This window comes from Agaribacillus sp. DX54 (genome assembly GCF_056858335.1).
This window is the reverse complement of sequence record NZ_JBXEQE010000004.1, coordinates 147,288-164,857: the sequence shown is the minus strand read 5'-3', so window position 1 is coordinate 164,857 and position 17,570 is coordinate 147,288. Positions and strand designations below refer to the sequence as shown.

Annotated in this window: 17 protein-coding genes; 14 read left to right on the top strand and 3 right to left on the bottom strand. The window is 41.4% G+C overall.

What is annotated here, in order from left to right; translation table 11 throughout:
* Positions 1 to 116: 116 nt before the first annotated feature.
* From AC04NP_RS06645 to ispE, 8 genes are all read left to right on the top strand, one after another.
* Positions 117 to 839, top strand: a complete 723-nt coding sequence (locus AC04NP_RS06645; protein ID WP_482858735.1) for a T9SS type A sorting domain-containing protein — start codon at positions 117 to 119, stop codon at positions 837 to 839.
* A 108-nt stretch (positions 840 to 947) separates the two neighbouring features.
* Positions 948 to 1,781: an outer membrane protein assembly factor BamD gene (locus AC04NP_RS06640; RefSeq protein ID WP_482858734.1), complete on the top strand. Its 834-nt coding sequence runs from the start codon at positions 948 to 950 to the stop codon at positions 1,779 to 1,781.
* Positions 1,782 to 1,795: 14 nt separating this feature from the next.
* On the top strand, positions 1,796 to 2,107 hold the full coding sequence (locus tag AC04NP_RS06635) for a DNA-directed RNA polymerase subunit omega (RefSeq protein ID WP_482858733.1): 312 nt from the start codon (positions 1,796 to 1,798) through the stop codon (positions 2,105 to 2,107).
* An 11-nt stretch (positions 2,108 to 2,118) separates the two neighbouring features.
* Positions 2,119 to 3,315, top strand: coding sequence for a bifunctional phosphopantothenoylcysteine decarboxylase/phosphopantothenate--cysteine ligase CoaBC (gene coaBC / locus AC04NP_RS06630; protein WP_482858732.1), 1,197 nt, complete (start codon positions 2,119 to 2,121; stop codon positions 3,313 to 3,315).
* Entirely contained in the window at positions 3,312 to 4,229 is a 918-nt protein-coding gene (porD, locus tag AC04NP_RS06625; RefSeq protein ID WP_482858731.1) for a type IX secretion system protein PorD, read from the top strand. Before coaBC ends, porD begins: the two co-directional genes overlap by 4 nt.
* A gap of 52 nt (positions 4,230 to 4,281) precedes the next feature.
* Positions 4,282 to 5,937, top strand: a complete 1,656-nt coding sequence (gene recN, locus AC04NP_RS06620) for a DNA repair protein RecN (protein ID WP_482858730.1) — start codon at positions 4,282 to 4,284, stop codon at positions 5,935 to 5,937.
* Positions 5,938 to 5,994: 57 nt separating this feature from the next.
* A complete protein-coding gene (locus AC04NP_RS06615; RefSeq protein ID WP_482858729.1) occupies positions 5,995 to 6,810 on the top strand; it encodes an enoyl-ACP reductase FabI in 816 nt (271 codons plus the stop codon).
* A gap of 16 nt (positions 6,811 to 6,826) precedes the next feature.
* Positions 6,827 to 7,639 carry a 4-(cytidine 5'-diphospho)-2-C-methyl-D-erythritol kinase gene (gene ispE, locus AC04NP_RS06610; RefSeq protein WP_482858728.1) on the top strand — a complete coding sequence of 271 codons (813 nt, stop codon included), beginning with the start codon at positions 6,827 to 6,829 and terminating at the stop codon, positions 7,637 to 7,639.
* Between the two features lie 5 nt (positions 7,640 to 7,644).
* Here ispE and AC04NP_RS06605 read toward each other — a convergent pair whose 3' ends face one another.
* Genes AC04NP_RS06605 through tgt form a run of 3 tightly spaced genes read right to left on the bottom strand, consistent with a single transcriptional unit; the run spans position 7,645 to position 10,794 of the window.
* The gene (locus AC04NP_RS06605) at positions 7,645 to 8,559 is read right to left on the bottom strand and encodes a DMT family transporter (RefSeq protein ID WP_482858727.1); all 915 of its coding nucleotides are present in this window, start codon (positions 8,557 to 8,559) and stop codon (positions 7,645 to 7,647) included.
* Complete coding sequence (locus AC04NP_RS06600; RefSeq protein ID WP_482858726.1) at positions 8,556 to 9,632, bottom strand: LptF/LptG family permease; 1,077 nt, start codon at positions 9,630 to 9,632, stop codon at positions 8,556 to 8,558. The genes AC04NP_RS06605 and AC04NP_RS06600 overlap by 4 nt, the downstream gene beginning before the upstream one ends.
* Positions 9,633 to 9,663: 31 nt before the next feature.
* Positions 9,664 to 10,794 (bottom strand): tRNA guanosine(34) transglycosylase Tgt, encoded by a 1,131-nt coding sequence (tgt, locus tag AC04NP_RS06595; protein WP_482858725.1) that lies wholly within the window; start codon positions 10,792 to 10,794, stop codon positions 9,664 to 9,666.
* A 135-nt stretch (positions 10,795 to 10,929) separates the two neighbouring features.
* On the opposite strand from tgt, the gene AC04NP_RS06590 reads away from it, so the two are divergent.
* From AC04NP_RS06590 to AC04NP_RS06565, 6 genes are all read left to right on the top strand, one after another.
* Positions 10,930 to 12,042 carry a glycosyltransferase gene (locus AC04NP_RS06590; RefSeq protein ID WP_482858724.1) on the top strand — a complete coding sequence of 371 codons (1,113 nt, stop codon included), beginning with the start codon at positions 10,930 to 10,932 and terminating at the stop codon, positions 12,040 to 12,042.
* On the top strand, positions 12,033 to 12,644 hold the full coding sequence (locus tag AC04NP_RS06585) for an RNA polymerase sigma factor (protein ID WP_482858723.1): 612 nt from the start codon (positions 12,033 to 12,035) through the stop codon (positions 12,642 to 12,644). The genes AC04NP_RS06590 and AC04NP_RS06585 overlap by 10 nt, the downstream gene beginning before the upstream one ends.
* A gap of 53 nt (positions 12,645 to 12,697) precedes the next feature.
* A complete protein-coding gene (gene rsmG / locus AC04NP_RS06580) occupies positions 12,698 to 13,336 on the top strand; it encodes a 16S rRNA (guanine(527)-N(7))-methyltransferase RsmG (RefSeq protein WP_482858722.1) in 639 nt (212 codons plus the stop codon).
* 664 nt (positions 13,337 to 14,000) lie between these two features.
* Positions 14,001 to 14,807 carry a DUF952 domain-containing protein gene (locus AC04NP_RS06575; protein ID WP_482858721.1) on the top strand — a complete coding sequence of 269 codons (807 nt, stop codon included), beginning with the start codon at positions 14,001 to 14,003 and terminating at the stop codon, positions 14,805 to 14,807.
* A gap of 27 nt (positions 14,808 to 14,834) precedes the next feature.
* On the top strand, positions 14,835 to 16,532 hold the full coding sequence (locus AC04NP_RS06570) for a 1-acyl-sn-glycerol-3-phosphate acyltransferase (protein WP_482858720.1): 1,698 nt from the start codon (positions 14,835 to 14,837) through the stop codon (positions 16,530 to 16,532).
* Complete coding sequence (locus AC04NP_RS06565; protein WP_482858719.1) at positions 16,510 to 17,559, top strand: NAD(P)H-dependent glycerol-3-phosphate dehydrogenase; 1,050 nt, start codon at positions 16,510 to 16,512, stop codon at positions 17,557 to 17,559. The genes AC04NP_RS06570 and AC04NP_RS06565 overlap by 23 nt, the downstream gene beginning before the upstream one ends.
* Positions 17,560 to 17,570 lie beyond the last annotated feature (11 nt).

Here is a 17,570-nt window from a genome sequence, read left to right as displayed (position 1 = left end):
AACGAATCGCTTTCAAAAAAATTTTGTTAACGTAAGTTAAATTGAATAAGTTTTAACAACTTTTACATGAATAAAGCGTACTTTTAAAAAGTATATTAAGTCAAGAGATAATTTGAGTGAAATTTACAAAATTCATAGTCCTGTTAATTTTTCTGTTCTTTTTTGCCCTGGATTTTAATTTGGCCCAGAGTATAGAAATTTTGGAAGCCCAAAAAGAGGTTATAGGTACTATTGGCTCAAAAATCAACAATAACTTCAAAATCAGAAACCATTCCGATAAACCCATTTTACTTACCGTTAAAAGAGCTGAAAAGCAAATCAGTTCAGGACAAAGCCATTATTTCTGTTGGGGTGACGATTGCTTTGATACCAAAGTAGATTTACTACCCAGATCGATCATGCTGGAGCCTGGACAAACTACCAGTAAATTCAACAGTGTATTGCTTGCAGGTATAACAGAGGCACAAAGCACCGTTACTTATGTTTTTTATGATAAAAACAACCCACTGGATGCCGTAAAATTTGAGGTATTATATAAAGTGCTTGAAAAAAAGCCAAAAAGTCTGATGCTGAAAAATAAAAATATTCAAATCAGCAATGTCTATCCAAATCCGGTCAGTAATTCCGCTGCTATTGATTACAGCATTCTGAATGATGAAAAAGATGTTAAAATAGTGCTTCACAACGTCCTTGGGGGTAAAGTAGGTGAATATGAATTATCTTCTTTCGATCAATCCCTGGTAATCAATACTGAAGATTTAAACCCTGGCGTATATTTCTATTCCGTGTACATCGATAATGACAATGCGATCACAAAAAAGTTTATCATTAAAAGATAAACGGGCAACCTTTTTGCCCCTTTATGCATTAGTTCCAGTATAACAGGTTAGCAACAAAAATCCACCTTACTAGTTTATTTTTACTGAGTACTTTATATTTGCACCCGCATGTTAAAACCGAAGCAATACGTATATTTTATTCTGGTTGTATCCCTGTTCCTTTCCTATTGCTCCCAATTCAGAAAAATCGAAAAAAGTGATGATCTGGAGGCAAAGTACAAGGCTGCTATTGAATATTTTGATAAAAAGGATTACTACCGGTCCAGTGTATTACTGGAACAGATATTGCCTCTCTTGAGAGGTGACAAAAGAGCCGAAAAGGCGCAATACTATTACGCTTATTCTCATTTTCATCAAAAGTTATATATTCAAAGTGCCTATTATTTCAAGCTGTTTTATCAAACCTATTCAAGAAGTGAGTTTGCAGAAGAAAGTATGTACATGCATGCCTATTCATTATTCCTGGATTCCCCGGCTTTTAATCTCGACCAGTCAAGTACGTTTGAAGCGGTAGAAGCCATGCAGAATTTTCTGAACAAATATCCGCAAACCGAGTACAAGGAGCAGGGCAACAATATTATTAACAGGTTGAGGGAGAAGCTGGAAGACAAGGCCTATTTTAACGCGAAAGAATATTACAAACTAAAGGAATATGATCCGAGAAACCTGAAAGCGGCCATCATTGCTTTTGAGAATTTTGAAAAGGATTTTCCTGACTCAAAAAGAAACGAAGAGATTAATTACCTTAGACTAGATGCCAAATTCAGGCTTGCACAGCAGAGTGTACCGCTTAAACAAAAAGAAAGGTTTAAGGAAGCGCTTAAACTCTGTGAAACTTTTATTGATTTTTATCCGGAAAGCGTATATTTGAAGAAGGCAGAAAATATTTATAAAGAAAGCATTGACCAGTTGAGCAAAAAAGAAGCCAATGGCAATCTGTAAATAAACATTAAATTATGGCGATACAATCATCAATTATCACAAGGGACCTGGCTGAAATTTCCAGGCCTACCGGCAACATATATGAATCGGTAGCTATAATTTCTAAGAGAGCAAGGCAAATATCTACTAAAATGAAAGAAGAGCTTAACAGCAAATTAGCAGAATTTGCAAGCACGGTGGATAACCTGGAAGAGATATTTGAAAACAGGGAACAAATTGAGATTTCCAAATTCTATGAAAGGATGCCAAAGCCCACCAGTGTGGCCACAGAAGAGTTTCTGGAAGGAGAAATTATGTTTCGTCAGGCCGACGAAGATCCCAAATAAAACATGGAAGCATGCTCCGCAATAAAAAAATTGTTTTGGGAGTATGCGGCAGTATCGCTGCCTACAAAGCGGCGATACTTACGAGGTTGCTCATCAAACAAGGTGCAGAGGTAAAAATCATTTTGACAGCCGCTGCTGTTGAATTTATTACCCCCCTGACCTTAGCTACTTTGTCCAAAAATCCGGTATTGGTTGATTTCAAAAAAGATGATACGGGTGAGTGGAATAATCATGTGGAGCTTGGGTTGTGGGCAGACGCCTTACTGATAGCGCCCGCCAGCGCCAACACCCTTGCTAAAATGGCCCAAGGGCTGTGTGACAACCTGTTGCTAGCCGCTTATTTATCGGCAAGATGTCCTGTTTTTCTTGCTCCGGCAATGGATCTGGACATGTATCAGCATCCCGCCACCCGCAAAAACCTGTTGGATTTGAACGAGTATGGCAATCATATCATTGAAGCGGAATTCGGGGAGTTAGCCAGTGGATTAATCGGAAACGGGCGGATGGCTGAGCCGGAGCACATTATAGAGCACCTGAAAAACCATTTTTCTGCCAATGACCGTTTCAAAGGGAAAAAAGTATTAATAACAGCGGGGCCTACACATGAACAAATCGATCCTGTAAGATTCATCGGCAATCATTCTTCCGGTAAAATGGGCTACGCACTGGCTAACAGCATGGCTGACAAAGGAGCGGAAGTTACCCTGGTAAGCGGGCCGACAAGTCTGACAGTTGACCACCCTAACATCAGGTTAATCCGGGTTAATTCCGCAGAGGAAATGTACCGGCAGAGTATAAAACATTATGAACAGTCGGAGGTTGCCATACTGGCAGCGGCTGTGGCAGATTATACCCCCAGGGATAAATCATTACAAAAAATCAAAAAAGAGAAAAATGGGCTAACAATCACCCTGGTAAAAACACATGACATAGCCCTGGAACTGGGCAAAATGAAAAAACCTCATCAGATCAATGTAGGGTTTGCCCTCGAAACAGAAAATGAAACCGATAATGCGCGGAAGAAACTGACTTCAAAAAATTTCGACTTAATTGTCTTAAACTCCCTCAGGGACGATGGGGCTGGTTTTGGCCATGATACCAACAAAATTACTATCATTGACGAAAATAATTCCCGTAATTTTGAGTTAAAAAGTAAAAAAGACGTGGCAGAAGATATTATTACTGCTATTAGCGCCAAACTTCCATGAAAAAAGTGTTATGCTCTTTGCTGGTATTGTTTAGCCTGATTACTTCCTACGGGCAGGAACTGAACGCCAATGTAGTGGTCAACCTTGGCCCGAGGGTACAAACTTCTGAACGGGCAGTATTCAGGGACATGGAAACGGCGTTCTCACAGTTTTTGAATAACCGGAAATGGACTAATGACAACTTTAGCTTAGAGGAACGAATCGATTGTAACCTGGTGATTACTATTGAAAAAATGAACTCGGTGAGCAGTTTTGAGGCGGCAGTACAAATCCAGTCCGCCAGACCCATTTACAATACAAATTATGAATCCATTCTGCTGAATATGGCACAAAATTATGCAGACAACAACTGGAATTTCGACTATGTTACCTCACAGCCGCTGGAATTTAACGAGAATAGCCTTCAAAGCAACATTACAGCCATTTTAGCTTATTACGCTTACATTATCATCGGCATTGATTATGACTCTTTTAGCAAATTCGGTGGCACACAATATTTTGAAAAAGCCAGAAATATAGCTAATAACGCCGACCAGCAATTCGGTGGCAATGGTTGGAAGCAATTTGTATCGCCTCCGAGAAATCGTTACTGGCTCGCTGAAAATTTAAACAGCCCCCAGTTACAAAGTGCCAGGGAAGCCATGTATGATTACCACCGTTTGGGGCTGGATACCTTTGACCAATCCCCTGATGAAAGCAGGAAATCTATTCTGGATTCCTTGAAAAAAATCCGGACTGCCTTTCAGGTAAACCCCAATGCCTACATTATTATCCTGTTCTTATATGCGAAATCCGATGAATTAATCAATATTTTTTCTGAAGGCGACCTGACAGTGAGGAGACAGGCTTACGAAATATTAGCACAATTGCAACCTACAAAAACTTCAGATTATCAAGAGATTTTAAGTAACTAATCTCCCTGATTATTCTTATTTTTAAAAGGCAATCCAGGATAAGATATAATTAATGCTTCAAAACCTATTTATTAAAAATTACGCCCTTATAAAAGAGTTGAAGATTGATCCATCCAAAAGGTTCAATATCATCACCGGTGAAACCGGTGCGGGAAAATCAATCATCCTCGGCGCGGTGGGATTGCTACTGGGCAAGAGGGCCGATACCAAAGTACTTTTTAATCAACATGAAAAGTGCATTATCGAGGCATGTTTTAATATCGGAGATTATCAACTGGAAGATTTGTTCAGGCAATCGGACCTGGATTATGAACCCGTTACCATTATCAGAAGAGAGATTACCCCCAATGGCAAATCGAGGGCATTTGTAAACGACACTCCGGCGACGCTGGATGTGCTAAAAACTTTGAGCGAATACCTGGTTGATATCCATTCCCAACATGATAACCTGCTTTTAGGGGAAAACCGGTTTCAACTGGATTTAGTGGACAGTTTTGCACAAAACAAAGCGCTTTTTTTGGCATACCGATCCACTTTTCACAATTTCACCAAAGCCCAAAGCGACTACCAAAAACTATTGAACACCGCCAAAGAAATATCCAAAGAAGAAGATTATTTCAGGTTTCAACTGAATGAACTGGCAAAAGCCGACTTGCAGGAAGATGAACAGCCAGAGCTGGAGGAGGCGTTAAAAACCCTGGAAAATGCTGAGGAAATAAAAAGTAAATTGCATCAATGCCTGTTAATTCTTGACCAGGATGAAATGGCTATCAATAGCCACTTGCAAACCATTTCCACGTTGTTGGGTCAACTTGCCAGAATTTCGAGCCAGTACGAGACGGCCAAAAACAGGATTGACAATTGCCTTATTGAGTTAAAAGACCTGACCTCCGATCTGGAAAAAGCCCAGGATCGAGTGGAATTCAACCCCGAAAAAATCACCGCGGTTCAGGACCGCCTGAGTTTGATTTACCGGCTTCAACAAAAACACCAGGTAGACGATATTGCCGGCTTGTTGAATATCTGCAAGGAATTAAGTCAAAAGATCGATAAGGCCGAAAACATGGAGGAAGCACTGCAACAGGCCAGAAAACTGAAGGAAAGCCTTCATAAAGAATTGCTGGAAAAAGGCCGTGCATTATCAGGGTCAAGAACCCGATGCTTTAAGGAGATTGAGGAGTCCATTACACGGTTGTTAAAAAATCTGGGCATGGAAGATGCGACACTAAAAATATCCTCGCGTCAAATCGAGCCCAATGCCTCAGGAATTGATGAAATCAGCATTTTATTCAGTGCCAACAAAGGCATCACACCACAACCGCTGAAAAAAGTAGCTTCAGGAGGGGAATTTTCCAGGTTATTATTCTGTATCAAATACCTCCTGGCCCAAAAGACATCCCTGCCAACTATGGTGTTCGATGAAATCGATGCGGGCATTTCCGGTGAAATTGCCATCAAAATGGCCAATATGATGAAAGAAATGGCTGTAAAACACCAGGTAGTGGCCATCAGTCACCTGCCACAATTTGCGGCTAAAGGAGATGCTCATTACTTTGTATTCAAAGATAACAGTGAGTCCAAGGCCATCAGTAAGATCAGAAAACTTTCCGACGAAGAACGCGTGTTGGAAATCGCCAAAATGATCGGTGGGGACGAGCCGACAGCCACGGCATTTGAGAATGCCCGCGAATTAATGAGCGTCAACTGAATTATTCGAATAAATTTATATTTTTGCACCGTCAAAACCCATATTTAATTTATACCTATGGCATATAATTTATTAGAAGGTAAAAAAGGAATAATCTTCGGCGCCCTGGATGAGCAGTCCATCGCCTGGAAAGTGGCTTTAAAGGCCAGGGAAGAAGGCGCCGCTTTTACCCTAAGCAACGCTCCTATCGCTATGAGAATGGGGTCCATCAATCAGCTCGCTGAAATTTGTCATGCTAAAGTAATACCTGCCGATGCTACCTCCACCGAAGATTTGGAAAAGCTGTTTACCGAATCTATGGATTTATTGGGCGGGAAAATCGATTTTGTTTTGCATTCCATAGGAATGAGCCCGAATGTGAGGAAAAAGAAAACATATGGTGATTTAAATTATGATTGGTTTCTTAAAACCCTGGATGTGTCGGGGATATCATTTCATAAGGTAATGCAAACCGCAGAAAAGTTAGATGCTATGAATGAATGGGGGTCCATTCTGGCCCTTAGCTACATTGCGGCTCAGAGAACCTTTCCCGATTACTCCGATATGGCTCAGGCAAAATCAGTTTTGGAATCCATTGCCAGAAGTTATGGATACAGATTTGCCAAATCTAAAAAAGTGCGGGTCAATACCATTTCCCAATCACCGACCATGACTACAGCGGGTACCGGAGTCGGGGGCTTTGACGTATTTTTTGATTACGCAGATAAAATGTCTCCCCTGGGAAATGCCTCGGCCGAAGATTGTGCCAACTACGTGGTCACCCTGTTTTCAGACCTGACACGTATGGTTACTATGCAAAACCTGATGCACGATGGAGGTTTCTCCTCTTCCGGAATTACTGAAGACATCATCGCAGAATTAAAGAAATCATAACCATTTTATTTGCAGATTGATTTCCTTTCCAAACGCCAAAATAAACCTCGGGTTAAACATTATTGAAAAAAGAGAAGATGGATTTCATAACCTGGAATCGTGTTTTTATCCTGTTGCCTGGCACGATATACTGGAAATTATACCGGCACAAAAAGTATCTTTTCAAAGCAGCGGGCTGGAAATACCCGGAAATCCCGAAGAGAACTTATGCCTGAAAGCCTACCGGCTGCTGAACAGAGATTTTGCTATCGGCCCGGTGGCTATACATTTGCATAAAATCATACCCATCGGAGCCGGATTGGGAGGAGGGTCGTCAGATGCGGCATTTGCGCTAAAAATGTTGAATGAATTATTTAACCTGTATCTTGAGGAGGATATGTTATGCCAATATGCAAGGCAAATTGGTAGTGATTGTGCTTTCTTTATAAAAAGCCTGCCCACACTTGCCACAGAAAAGGGAGACAGATTTGAAAATATCAGCATAGACCTGTCCTCCAAATGCCTGGTTTTGGTTTATCCTAATATTCATGTAGATACCGCTGATGCCTACAGTGGAATCACACCTTCAGCACCGTCAAAAAAAATTGCAGGGATCATTGAAAATGAATCACCTCAAAACTGGAAAGACCTGCTAATCAATGATTTTGAAAATACTGTCTTTAAAAAATTCCCTGTTTTACAACGTATTAAAAATGAACTGTATGAGCTGGGTGCCGAATATGCCAGTATGAGTGGTTCCGGATCGGTATTGTTTGGGCTGTTTGAGGACATGCCTACCCTGCCTGACGAATACAACAGCTACAAATTATGGAAAGGAAAACTTACCTGATCATATCAGGGGCGCGACCTCAACCTTCGCTGCATCAGGCGCCGCTGAATGAAAGGGTGAATAATAACCGCCATAAGGATGATTAAAGTGCCCAGATAAAAACCTGTGGACATATTTTCCTTTTCCTTAAAAATGATCAACGCCAGTATTATTCCGTACACTGGTTCCAGGTTAATGGTTAGATTGATGCTGAACACGGTCAACCTTTTCATCAACTCTACCGAAATGGCCAGTGGGTAAACGGTGCAAACCAACGCCAAAATCAGGAGATAAAGATAATCCATTCCACTTCCGGCAAGATTTATGGTATAACTATCACCAGCCAACCAGAAACCATAAACCAGCAAAAAAAAGGCCGTACCCAAAAATGCCCCCACCATTTCATAGAAAGTTACCATATAATGGTCGTGTTTCATAGCAAATTTGCTGTTGATCACAAAAAACAACGCTGCCAGAAAGGCAGAAAAAATCGAAAAAATCAGCCCGAGCAGGTGATCAAATTCAAATCTGAAAATAACATACAGCCCAAATATGATGATGATACCCAGTAACACTTCAAATATCCGGATTTTTCGCTTACCCATAACCGGCTCCAGAATACTGGTCCACAACGTTGCCGTAGCCATACCTGCAAGACATACCGAGACGGTAGAAACCTTCACCGAAGCAAAAAAAAATACCCAGTGCAGACCAATAAGAACGCCGTTTGCAAGGATTTTGACTATTTCCACACCCCCTATTATGAAATTCCGTTTTCTAAGAGTCATCAAAATGCCCAGGGATACAAAAGCAAACAGTGTTCTGTAAAACACCAGTTCCAGGGCAGAAATTTGAATAAGTTTGCCTAGAATTGCAGTAAAACCCCAAATAAATACAATAAAATGAAGTAATAAATAATCCCGGAAGTGCGCCTTCATCATCTGGGAACTGTTTTATAAAGTATAAATCCTACCAAAGAAAAAATAATGTTGGGTAACCAGACCACAAAAATCGGGTTTAAACTGCTGGTTTCGGCGATACTTCTTGTTAAAATAAATACGATGATATAGATAAAGGCGATCAAAAACCCCAGCGCTATCTGAAAGCCGGTGCCACCCCTGGTTTTACGCGCGGAAACTATCAATCCAATGAACGTCAAAATGATAACGGTGAATGGGGCCATATACCTGACATACTTTTCAATCTGGTAAATTGGTACCTCCATGGACCCTCTGGAACTTAACTCCCCGATATATTCATTTAATTCATCTATGGTAAGTGCCTCCCAGCGGCGGTAGTTGTTTTCGAAATCTTTGGGATGTATTCTCAGCAAAGTATCCAGTTCCGCACCTTCCGAAAGCGTTTCACCCAAACTGTCAAATTCCCGCAACCTCCAGTTTTTAATCAACCACTTCCCCTTTTCCGGCTGCCACTGTACATAATCGGCGGTTAGCTTCTCCACCAACTGGGTACCATCAACTTTTTCCATGGTAAAGCGGTTGCCCCTGTTCACCCGGTTGTTATAGCTTTGCATGTACAGAAAAGTCTCATTTCCTTCCTGAATATGAATATTCCGCTCCGAATAGTTAAAGGGTTTTTTTGTATACTGGATTTCAAAAGCTACCCTTTCTTTATTGGAATCGGGAATTACCCAGCCGTTTAAATAAAAACTAAGGGCGGCGATAATAATAGACCCGACCAAGTAAGGTCGCATCAGGCGAATGAAGGAAACGCCACTGCTCAGAATGGCAATGATTTCTGTGTGTCCGGCCATTTTGGACGTGACAAATACCGTGGCAATAAACACCGTAATGGGTGTAATTAAATTAGCAAAAAACGGTGCGACAACCTTATAATAGTTCAGTATCTGCCAGGCACTAAGGTTGTGTTTTATGAAGTCGTCATTCTTTTCGGTAAAATCAATCACGAGTATTACCGCTACCAGAATGATAACCACAAAAAAATAGGCACTGAGAAATTTCTTGAGTATATATCTGTCAATCAGCTTAAGCATCAACTGAAATTTATTTTCAAATATACAATTACTATAATTTTACGGATACTTTTTTGATCATAGCCGTTTTCCATGAGGCAAAATTACCTTCAATAATTTGCCTTCTTGCCTCCTTCACCAGCCAGAGATAAAAGCTCAGGTTATGAATACTAGCAATTTGCGCACCAAGTATTTCTTTGCTGATGATTAAATGCCGTAAATAGGCCTTTGAATAAGTTTCATTCACATACCCGCCGAGATGGGCATCTATCGGACTAAGGTCGTTTTGCCATTTTCTGTTTTTTATATTGATGATGCCTTCGCTTGTAAATAACATCCCATTTCTTGCGTTTCTGGTCGGCATCACACAATCAAACATATCAATTCCCAGACCAATAGATTCGAGTATATTCTCCGGTGTACCTACACCCATCAAATACCTGGGTTTGTCTTTTGGCAAAATGGTGCAAACTTCGTCTGTCATTTTATACATCACCTCAGCAGGCTCACCTACTGCCAGTCCACCGATAGCGTTGCCTTCCCTCTCAAATGACGCTATTGTCTCCGATGAAGCTTTTCTTAAATCGGAAAAGGTACTCCCCTGTACAATGGGAAACAGGGCCTGACTGTAGTCGTAAAGCGGCCTGGTTTGATCAAAACGGTCACAGCACCTCTTCAGCCAACGGTGCGTCATGTCCAGAGAATCTTTTGCATAGGGATATTCACACGGATACGGGGTACATTCATCAAATGCCATAATAATATCTGCGCCAATGACTCTTTGAATATCCATGACATTCTCAGGTGTGAACAGGTGTTTTGAACCATCGATATGTGACCTGAAATTGACCCCTTCCTCTGAAATCTTTCTGCTGTCGGAAAGGGAATAAACCTGATAACCGCCACTGTCGGTCAAAACAGGCCCTTTCCAGCCATTAAATTTATGCAGCCCCCCCGCCATTTCTATGACCTCAAGCCCGGGTCTTAAATAAAGGTGATAAGTATTCCCTAAAATAATCTCCGCTCCGACATCATCCTTTAATTCCCTCTGATGAATCGCTTTTACCGTACCGGCTGTACCAACCGGCATAAATATTGGTGTCTCTATTTCCCCGTGGGCAGTTTTGATGAGACCGGCCCTGGCATTGCTCCGATCATCTGCCTCCAATACCTTAAATTCCATGCAAGAAATCTGTGTTTTTTGCACAAAAATATAGCTTCTATCCAACTTTTCTTGTGAAAATTCAATTTATCTTTGTCTTTTGATGGTTTCGGCGAGAACCTATTTATCCATCTTTGTTAAGATCAATTAGGCTATATGGTATTTAAGACAATATTCTACATTTTTTTGGGAAGTACTACCGTACAATTTTTATTTTGGCTTTTCAGGTTTTCCAGGTTGGTTTTCATGAAAGAAAAAGGATCACAAAAAACCAATCGGCAAGAGCCGGTGTCTGTCGTTGTTTGTTCACGTAATGAATTGCAGAATCTGCAAAAGCTCTTGCCCAGGTTATATGAGCAGGAATATCCGGACTTCGAGATTATCGTAATCAATGATCGCTCCGGCGATGGTACCTATGATTTTTTAAGGGAAGAAGAGCAAAAAAGCAATCTCCTGGAAGTTGTCAACATTGAAAGCACCCCCGACCACATACAGGAAAAAAAATATGCCCTGATGTTAGGTATCAAAAAAGCCAAAAATGACATCGTCCTTTTAACCGACGCCGACTGTTATCCCAATACCAACCGTTGGATACAAACCATGGCCAATGGTTTTGAGGAAAACATAAAAATTGTTTTAGGGTTTTCGCAGTATGAAAGAAAAAAAGGGTTACTCAACAAATTGATCCGGTTTGAAACGTTATATACCGCGATTCAATATGTTTCTGCCGCCCTGGGAAAGTCCCCATATATGGGGGTAGGCAGAAACCTTGCTTACAGAAAGTCTTTTTTTCTTGAGAAAAACGGATTTTCAGGATATGAAAAAGTTGTGGGCGGGGATGATGATCTTTTTGTGAATAAAAACAGCAATAAAAATAATACCAAGGTGGCTGTTGGAAAGGATGGATTGGTCGTCTCTTATCCCAAAACCAAGTGGCGGGAGTTTTACCGCCAAAAGAAACGGCACTTGTCTGTCGGTAAGTTATACAAAGGGAGAAATAAAACGAGTTTAGGAATTTTATCGTTGTCACATGTATTATTCTGGTTCTCTTTTATTACCTTAGCAGTAATGAGTAGAGAACCAATTTGGTTATTGTGGGGTTTATTAATTAGAGCATTTTTCTTGTTAGTAACCTTTGTGCCTGCTTCCAAAAAACTAGGAGATAGTATCAGCTTTTGGAATTTAGTAATACTCGACATTATCTATGTCTTTTACTATTCTTTTACAGGCATCCCTGCATTGTTTTCAAAAAAAGTTAAATGGAACTAAACAGTAAACAGTTTTCAAAAAAAGCGCTAGAAGATTTCCATCTCATCGATGAGGCTACTGTGAAGAACGATGAAAGCGCCTATGCCGAATTGATGAAAAGGTATAGGAAACCTGTTTACCATATGATTTTGAAAATGGTCAGAAATGTGGATGACGCGGAGGATCTCACCATAGAGGCCTTTGCCAAAGCATTCAAAAATTTACATAAATTCAAGAAAGACTATACATTTAGTACCTGGTTGTTTCGAATAGCCACCAACAATTCAATCGATTTTATCAGAAAGAAAAAACTGGAAACGCTGAGCCTGGATACTTCATTTAAAGATGACAATGGTGATGCGGTTACTATCGATGTAAAGGACAGCAACCTGGATCCGCAGGAAGAAGCCATTAAATCCCAGAAGATTGAGTTGATCCGGATGTTTGTCACCAAATTGCCGCCGAAATACCAAAAACTCGTCCGGTTGAGATACTTCCAGGAGTACAGTTACGACGAAATCGCCAAAGAATTAGATGCACCTCTCGGCACCGTCAAAGCCCAACTGCACCGGGCACGGGAATTGATGTATGACCTGGTCAAAGGCAAGGAACAGCACATTTAACCGGGCTATTACATCAAGCAGTTATACCTGCCAATTGGTCATATGCATACCTTATGGATTCCGCAGCACTCATTTTCAAGTATTTCCCGGCGCTGACAGACAGGCAAAAACAGCAGTTTCAGGAGCTTGGAGGCCTGTACCGGGCGTGGAATGAAAAAATCAATGTTATATCCAGAAAAGACATCGATCATTTATATCTCAAACATTGCCTGCATTCCCTGGGGATAGCCAAAGTAAGCGGTTTTTTGCCTGGTCAGCGGGTTATGGATGCGGGGACGGGCGGTGGTTTTCCCGGGATACCTCTGGCCATACTGTTTCCTGAAACCGAATTCATGCTGGCAGACTCCATTGGTAAAAAGATAAAAGTGGTGAATGCCATAGCCTCCCGGTTAGATCTCCAAAATGTAAGCACCCGGCATCAGAGAGTGGAGGAGGTGAAAGGGACATTTCATTTCGTTGTAAGCAGGGCCGTGGCGCGTATCAAACCTTTCTATCAATGGGTCGGAAAAAAGATCATCTACGGAGCTGATGAAAATGGCTTTTCACATGGTATTCTATGTTTGAAAGGTGGAGACCTGAAACAAGAAATGAAAGCCCTCAACCGCCCTTACCAGCTTATCCCTCTGGCTGAATTCTTTTCTGAAGACTTCTTTCAAACCAAAATGGTGGTCTACATCAAAGCAAATAAATAACCCCCTGCAAAACATCCATCGATATTTTACCCTCCAAAGGCTTTAATATCAGCCAGCAAGCGACTGGTTTTAAATAATACGTTGGCCCAACAATATTTTGCCCCAACGATGGAAAAACCAAGCCAACACACCAGTTGTAAACAATACGTCGGGCTACCAATATGCCGCCCCTCCGGGGCAGAAAAACCACACTCACACTCACACCCACTCTCACCCTCCATTTATCCCATAATGGAGGGTTTTTTCCCAAAATGGGACATTGTTTTGTGGGAAATTACCTGGAATAGGCCATTAAGGGCTGTTTAGAGTTGTTTACGTTGTTGGCATACCTTTTGGCTTGAAGTGCGTGTAACAAGATAATAATTGAAAGATGTTTTTGATTATCACATTAATGCTCGCGGGAATACTGGCATCGGCGCTATTATATAAGTGGTTGTTTAGAAACGAACGATAGCCCAATTTAAAAAGCTACCCCTGAATGAACAAGATATTTTAGTTAATCATAGTGGTGTATGTTAGTGGTAAATGAAGAATGCCTCGCTGGCGACATTTTTTTGCGAGGCTCTTCATTTTTCCTTCAACCAGCAGAAAAATACTTCCTTTCATAACGTGTTATATCTTAGTAATCACTAATTTTAACATTTTCAATTAACCGCTGTCAACATTGGAAGCAAGTCCCTCTGAACGAGATTCGATCAAAGCTATCTGCTATTTATACAAGGAGAATGACGATAAAAATAAATGCTTGTTAAGCGAAGCATACCTCACCATTATCTACCGCTCAAGAAGCTATAACTTCGAATTGTCCCATATTAAACAAATTACATTTGAATCCAGGAAGCTCATGTTTCCGCTCATCCTGGGAGGCACTTCGTCGGCATTTGTTTTAATATCCATATTAAAGAACCTTTTTAACCCTTGGCTAAGCCTTTCATTCCTCTTTGCAAGCCTGGTTGTCGGTTATTTCGGCTGGTTGGGTACCAATGTATTAACCATAAAGGAGGCCGGGCATAACAACGATTTCATGTTGAAGCATATAAGTATCAACATGAGATCCTTTGTGGTTTATGTGAATAAACTGATCAGGTTTAAAATGGGAAAATTACCCCTAAAGGAAATGTTCATTTATCATATCAGTATTAAAAAGGATTGGGAACGGGCTATTCAGGAAAAAGTGTATACCCATGAGAGCCTGATCAAAGAGGGGTTTATTCATGCCTCGGATTATGATCAGCTATTGTCAACTGCGGAGATGTACTACAGCGAAGATGTACCTTTAGTATTGTTAGCCATCGACCCCGAAAAACTGAATGCCCCCGTCAAATATGAGCTGGCAGTAACAAGGGACAGTCTATTCCCTCATATTTTTGGGCCGGTTAACCTGGAGGCGGTGATACAGGCTGTACCTTTCGAAAAAGATAGTACCGGGAAATTTTTCTTTCCAAAGCTTGAAATTGAACAAAATAATTAAATTAGCAGGTAATCAACAGATTTTTTGATGCGACCTTCAGGCGACTCTTATGTGAAGAAGAAATATGCTCCCATCTTGCCGGGCTCTATGGATTGGCCGGTAGTCCAGCTCAGTAAAAACCGGAAACAATTCATTGAATCAGTTATTCATGAATCGGTTTCAGTGATTACTGCCCTACATGCGGAAAACGGAAGCCTGAAAGAAGAAATAGAGCAAACCAGGTTCAAGGAGATGTTGCGGGTTAAGCAAAATCCCTGGAACGTCGACCCGGATGACGATCCGGCATTTTGGTCCGGGATCAAAGCCAGGCTTTTAAAAATTTCTGTCGGCAACAACGAGAAAAAACATGAAGATGAGATAAAAAACATCTTACATGAAATTGTCTCCCGGTATGCCCATGAGATTCAGGGCAACTTTAAGCGGTCCCGTTACAAGCTGGCACGGACCCTGGTAAAGTTCGGCTTTAAACGGCTGCTAAACGCCTCAAAGGTCAAAGGTTGGCGTTCGGTCTGGAGCAGGCGGGTGACACTTCAGGATAAAATCCAGATCACTGGTGAAGTTGAGCAGTTGAGAAGCCTCGCTAAAAAAGGCACCGTCATCATGGTACCCACCCATTTCAGCAATTTGGATTCGATATTGATTGGCTGGGTAATTCATATTCTGGGTTTGCCCCCATTTATTTACGGAGCAGGGTTAAACCTGTTCAATATTGGCATTCTGGCTTTCTTTATGAACAGCCTGGGGGCATACAAAGTGGATAGAAGAAAAAAAAATCAGATTTACAGGGAGACGCTAAAGACCTATTCCAAATTAGCAACCGTCAAGGGATGTCACGGCCTTTTTTTCCCGGGAGGCACCCGCTCCAGGTCAGGTAAAATAGAAAGCAAATTAAAGCTGGGGTTGTTAGGGAGTGCCATGGAAGCCCAGCGCCATAGCCTTCAACATAACAGTGATGAGGAGAATCATAAGGTGTTTGTGGTTCCTGTAGTCATCAACTATCACTTTGTGGTGGAGGCCCCCGGGCTCATTAACGATTATTTGCAGTCAAAAGGTCAGGAAAGGTATTATGTTGAAAACGACTCATTTACCAATTCATACAAAATCCTGATATTTCTTTTTAAATTTATTACCAAAGGGTCTGACATTTCGGTATCTATCGGAAGGGGACTCGATTTGTTGGGTAATTATGTGGATGAGGCCGGAAACAGTATCGATAAAAAAGGAAGAAGGATAAATATTCGCGATTACTTTATCAGTAATGGGGAGATTACAGAAGATCTTCAAAGGGAAAAGGAATATACCAGAAGACTGGGTGAAGTAATTGTCAAAGAATTTCGCAGGAATAATCGCGTTTTTTCAAGTCATTTGGTAGCCTTTACGGCATTTAATATCCTGAAAAAAAGACACAGTCACCTGGATCTCTATGATCTGCTGAGAATCCCAAAAGAAGAAAGCATCATTTCCTATGAGGAGTTCAGGAAATCGTTCGAACTTGCCTTGCAACAGATACACCTTTTAAATCAGGAACAAAAAGTTACCATCGCTCCCCATCTCAGGGATACCCCGGATAAAATCATTGACCATGGCTTGTATAATGTTGGCATGTATCACTCGAAAAGACCCCTGGTAAAAAATAAGGAGGGTAATCTGATAACCCATGACCTGAACACATTATTTTATTATCATAACCGATTATGTGGGTATGGACTCGAAAATATCGTCTGAAAAACCTGTGGGGGTAATCGGAGCCGGGAGCTTTGGTACTGCCATTGCGAATATATTAGCTGAAAAAAGTAAAGTACTGCTTTACGCAAGAAATGAAGCCGTTGTAAACCGGATTAAAAACGAAGGTATCAGCAGCGGCCAAAAGCTTCATAAAAATATCAGTGGCACTAACGAACTGCAGGAAATAGCCACCAAATGTGACATTCTTTTTCCTATTGTACCTTCATCGGCTTTCAGGTCGTTGATAAAAGATTTATCCGCCTACCTGCACCCCTATCACCTGCTTATTCACGGCACCAAAGGCATGGACGTTTCTACTCCTGCTGAAATGGACAACGTCACAAAACTTAACCGCGATCAGGTCAAAACCATGAGCGAAATCATACAGGATGAAAGCGTGGTTGTAAGAGTAGGCTGTTTGGCTGGTCCCAATCTTGCCAGGGAGCTGGCAGACCTTCAACCCGCTGCTACAGTGGTGGCCAGCCATTTTGATGAAGTGATCGAGGCAGGCATAAGACTGTTAAGAAATGATCGTTTTCAGGTTTACGGAAGCAAGGATTTAATTGGTGTAGAGCTCTGTGGTGTATTAAAGAATATCATTGCCATCGCCTCAGGGGCATTGAGCGGCCTGGGCTACGGGGAAAACGCAAGAGCACTTCTGATCAGCCGTGGCATGGTTGAAATGATCTACCTGGGCAGGGCACTCGGTGGCAATACTGAGGCCTTTATCGGTCTTGCAGGGGTCGGTGATCTTGTAGCCACCTGTTCGAGTACACTCAGTCGAAATTTCAGCGTTGGTTACCGGCTGGCGAAGGGTGAAAAACTGCCGCAGATCGTTGAATCAATGGAGGAGACGGCGGAAGGCATTAATACCATAAAAATTGCCAAAAAGCTGGCCAATTTTTATAAAGTCCGTACCCCTATATTGGATATGCTACATAAAGTCCTGTTTGAAGACCTTACCGTGGAGGAGGCTTTGCAGTATTTAATGAAATACCCATTTAATGTGGACATTGATTTCCTGTAATGCGAAATCCA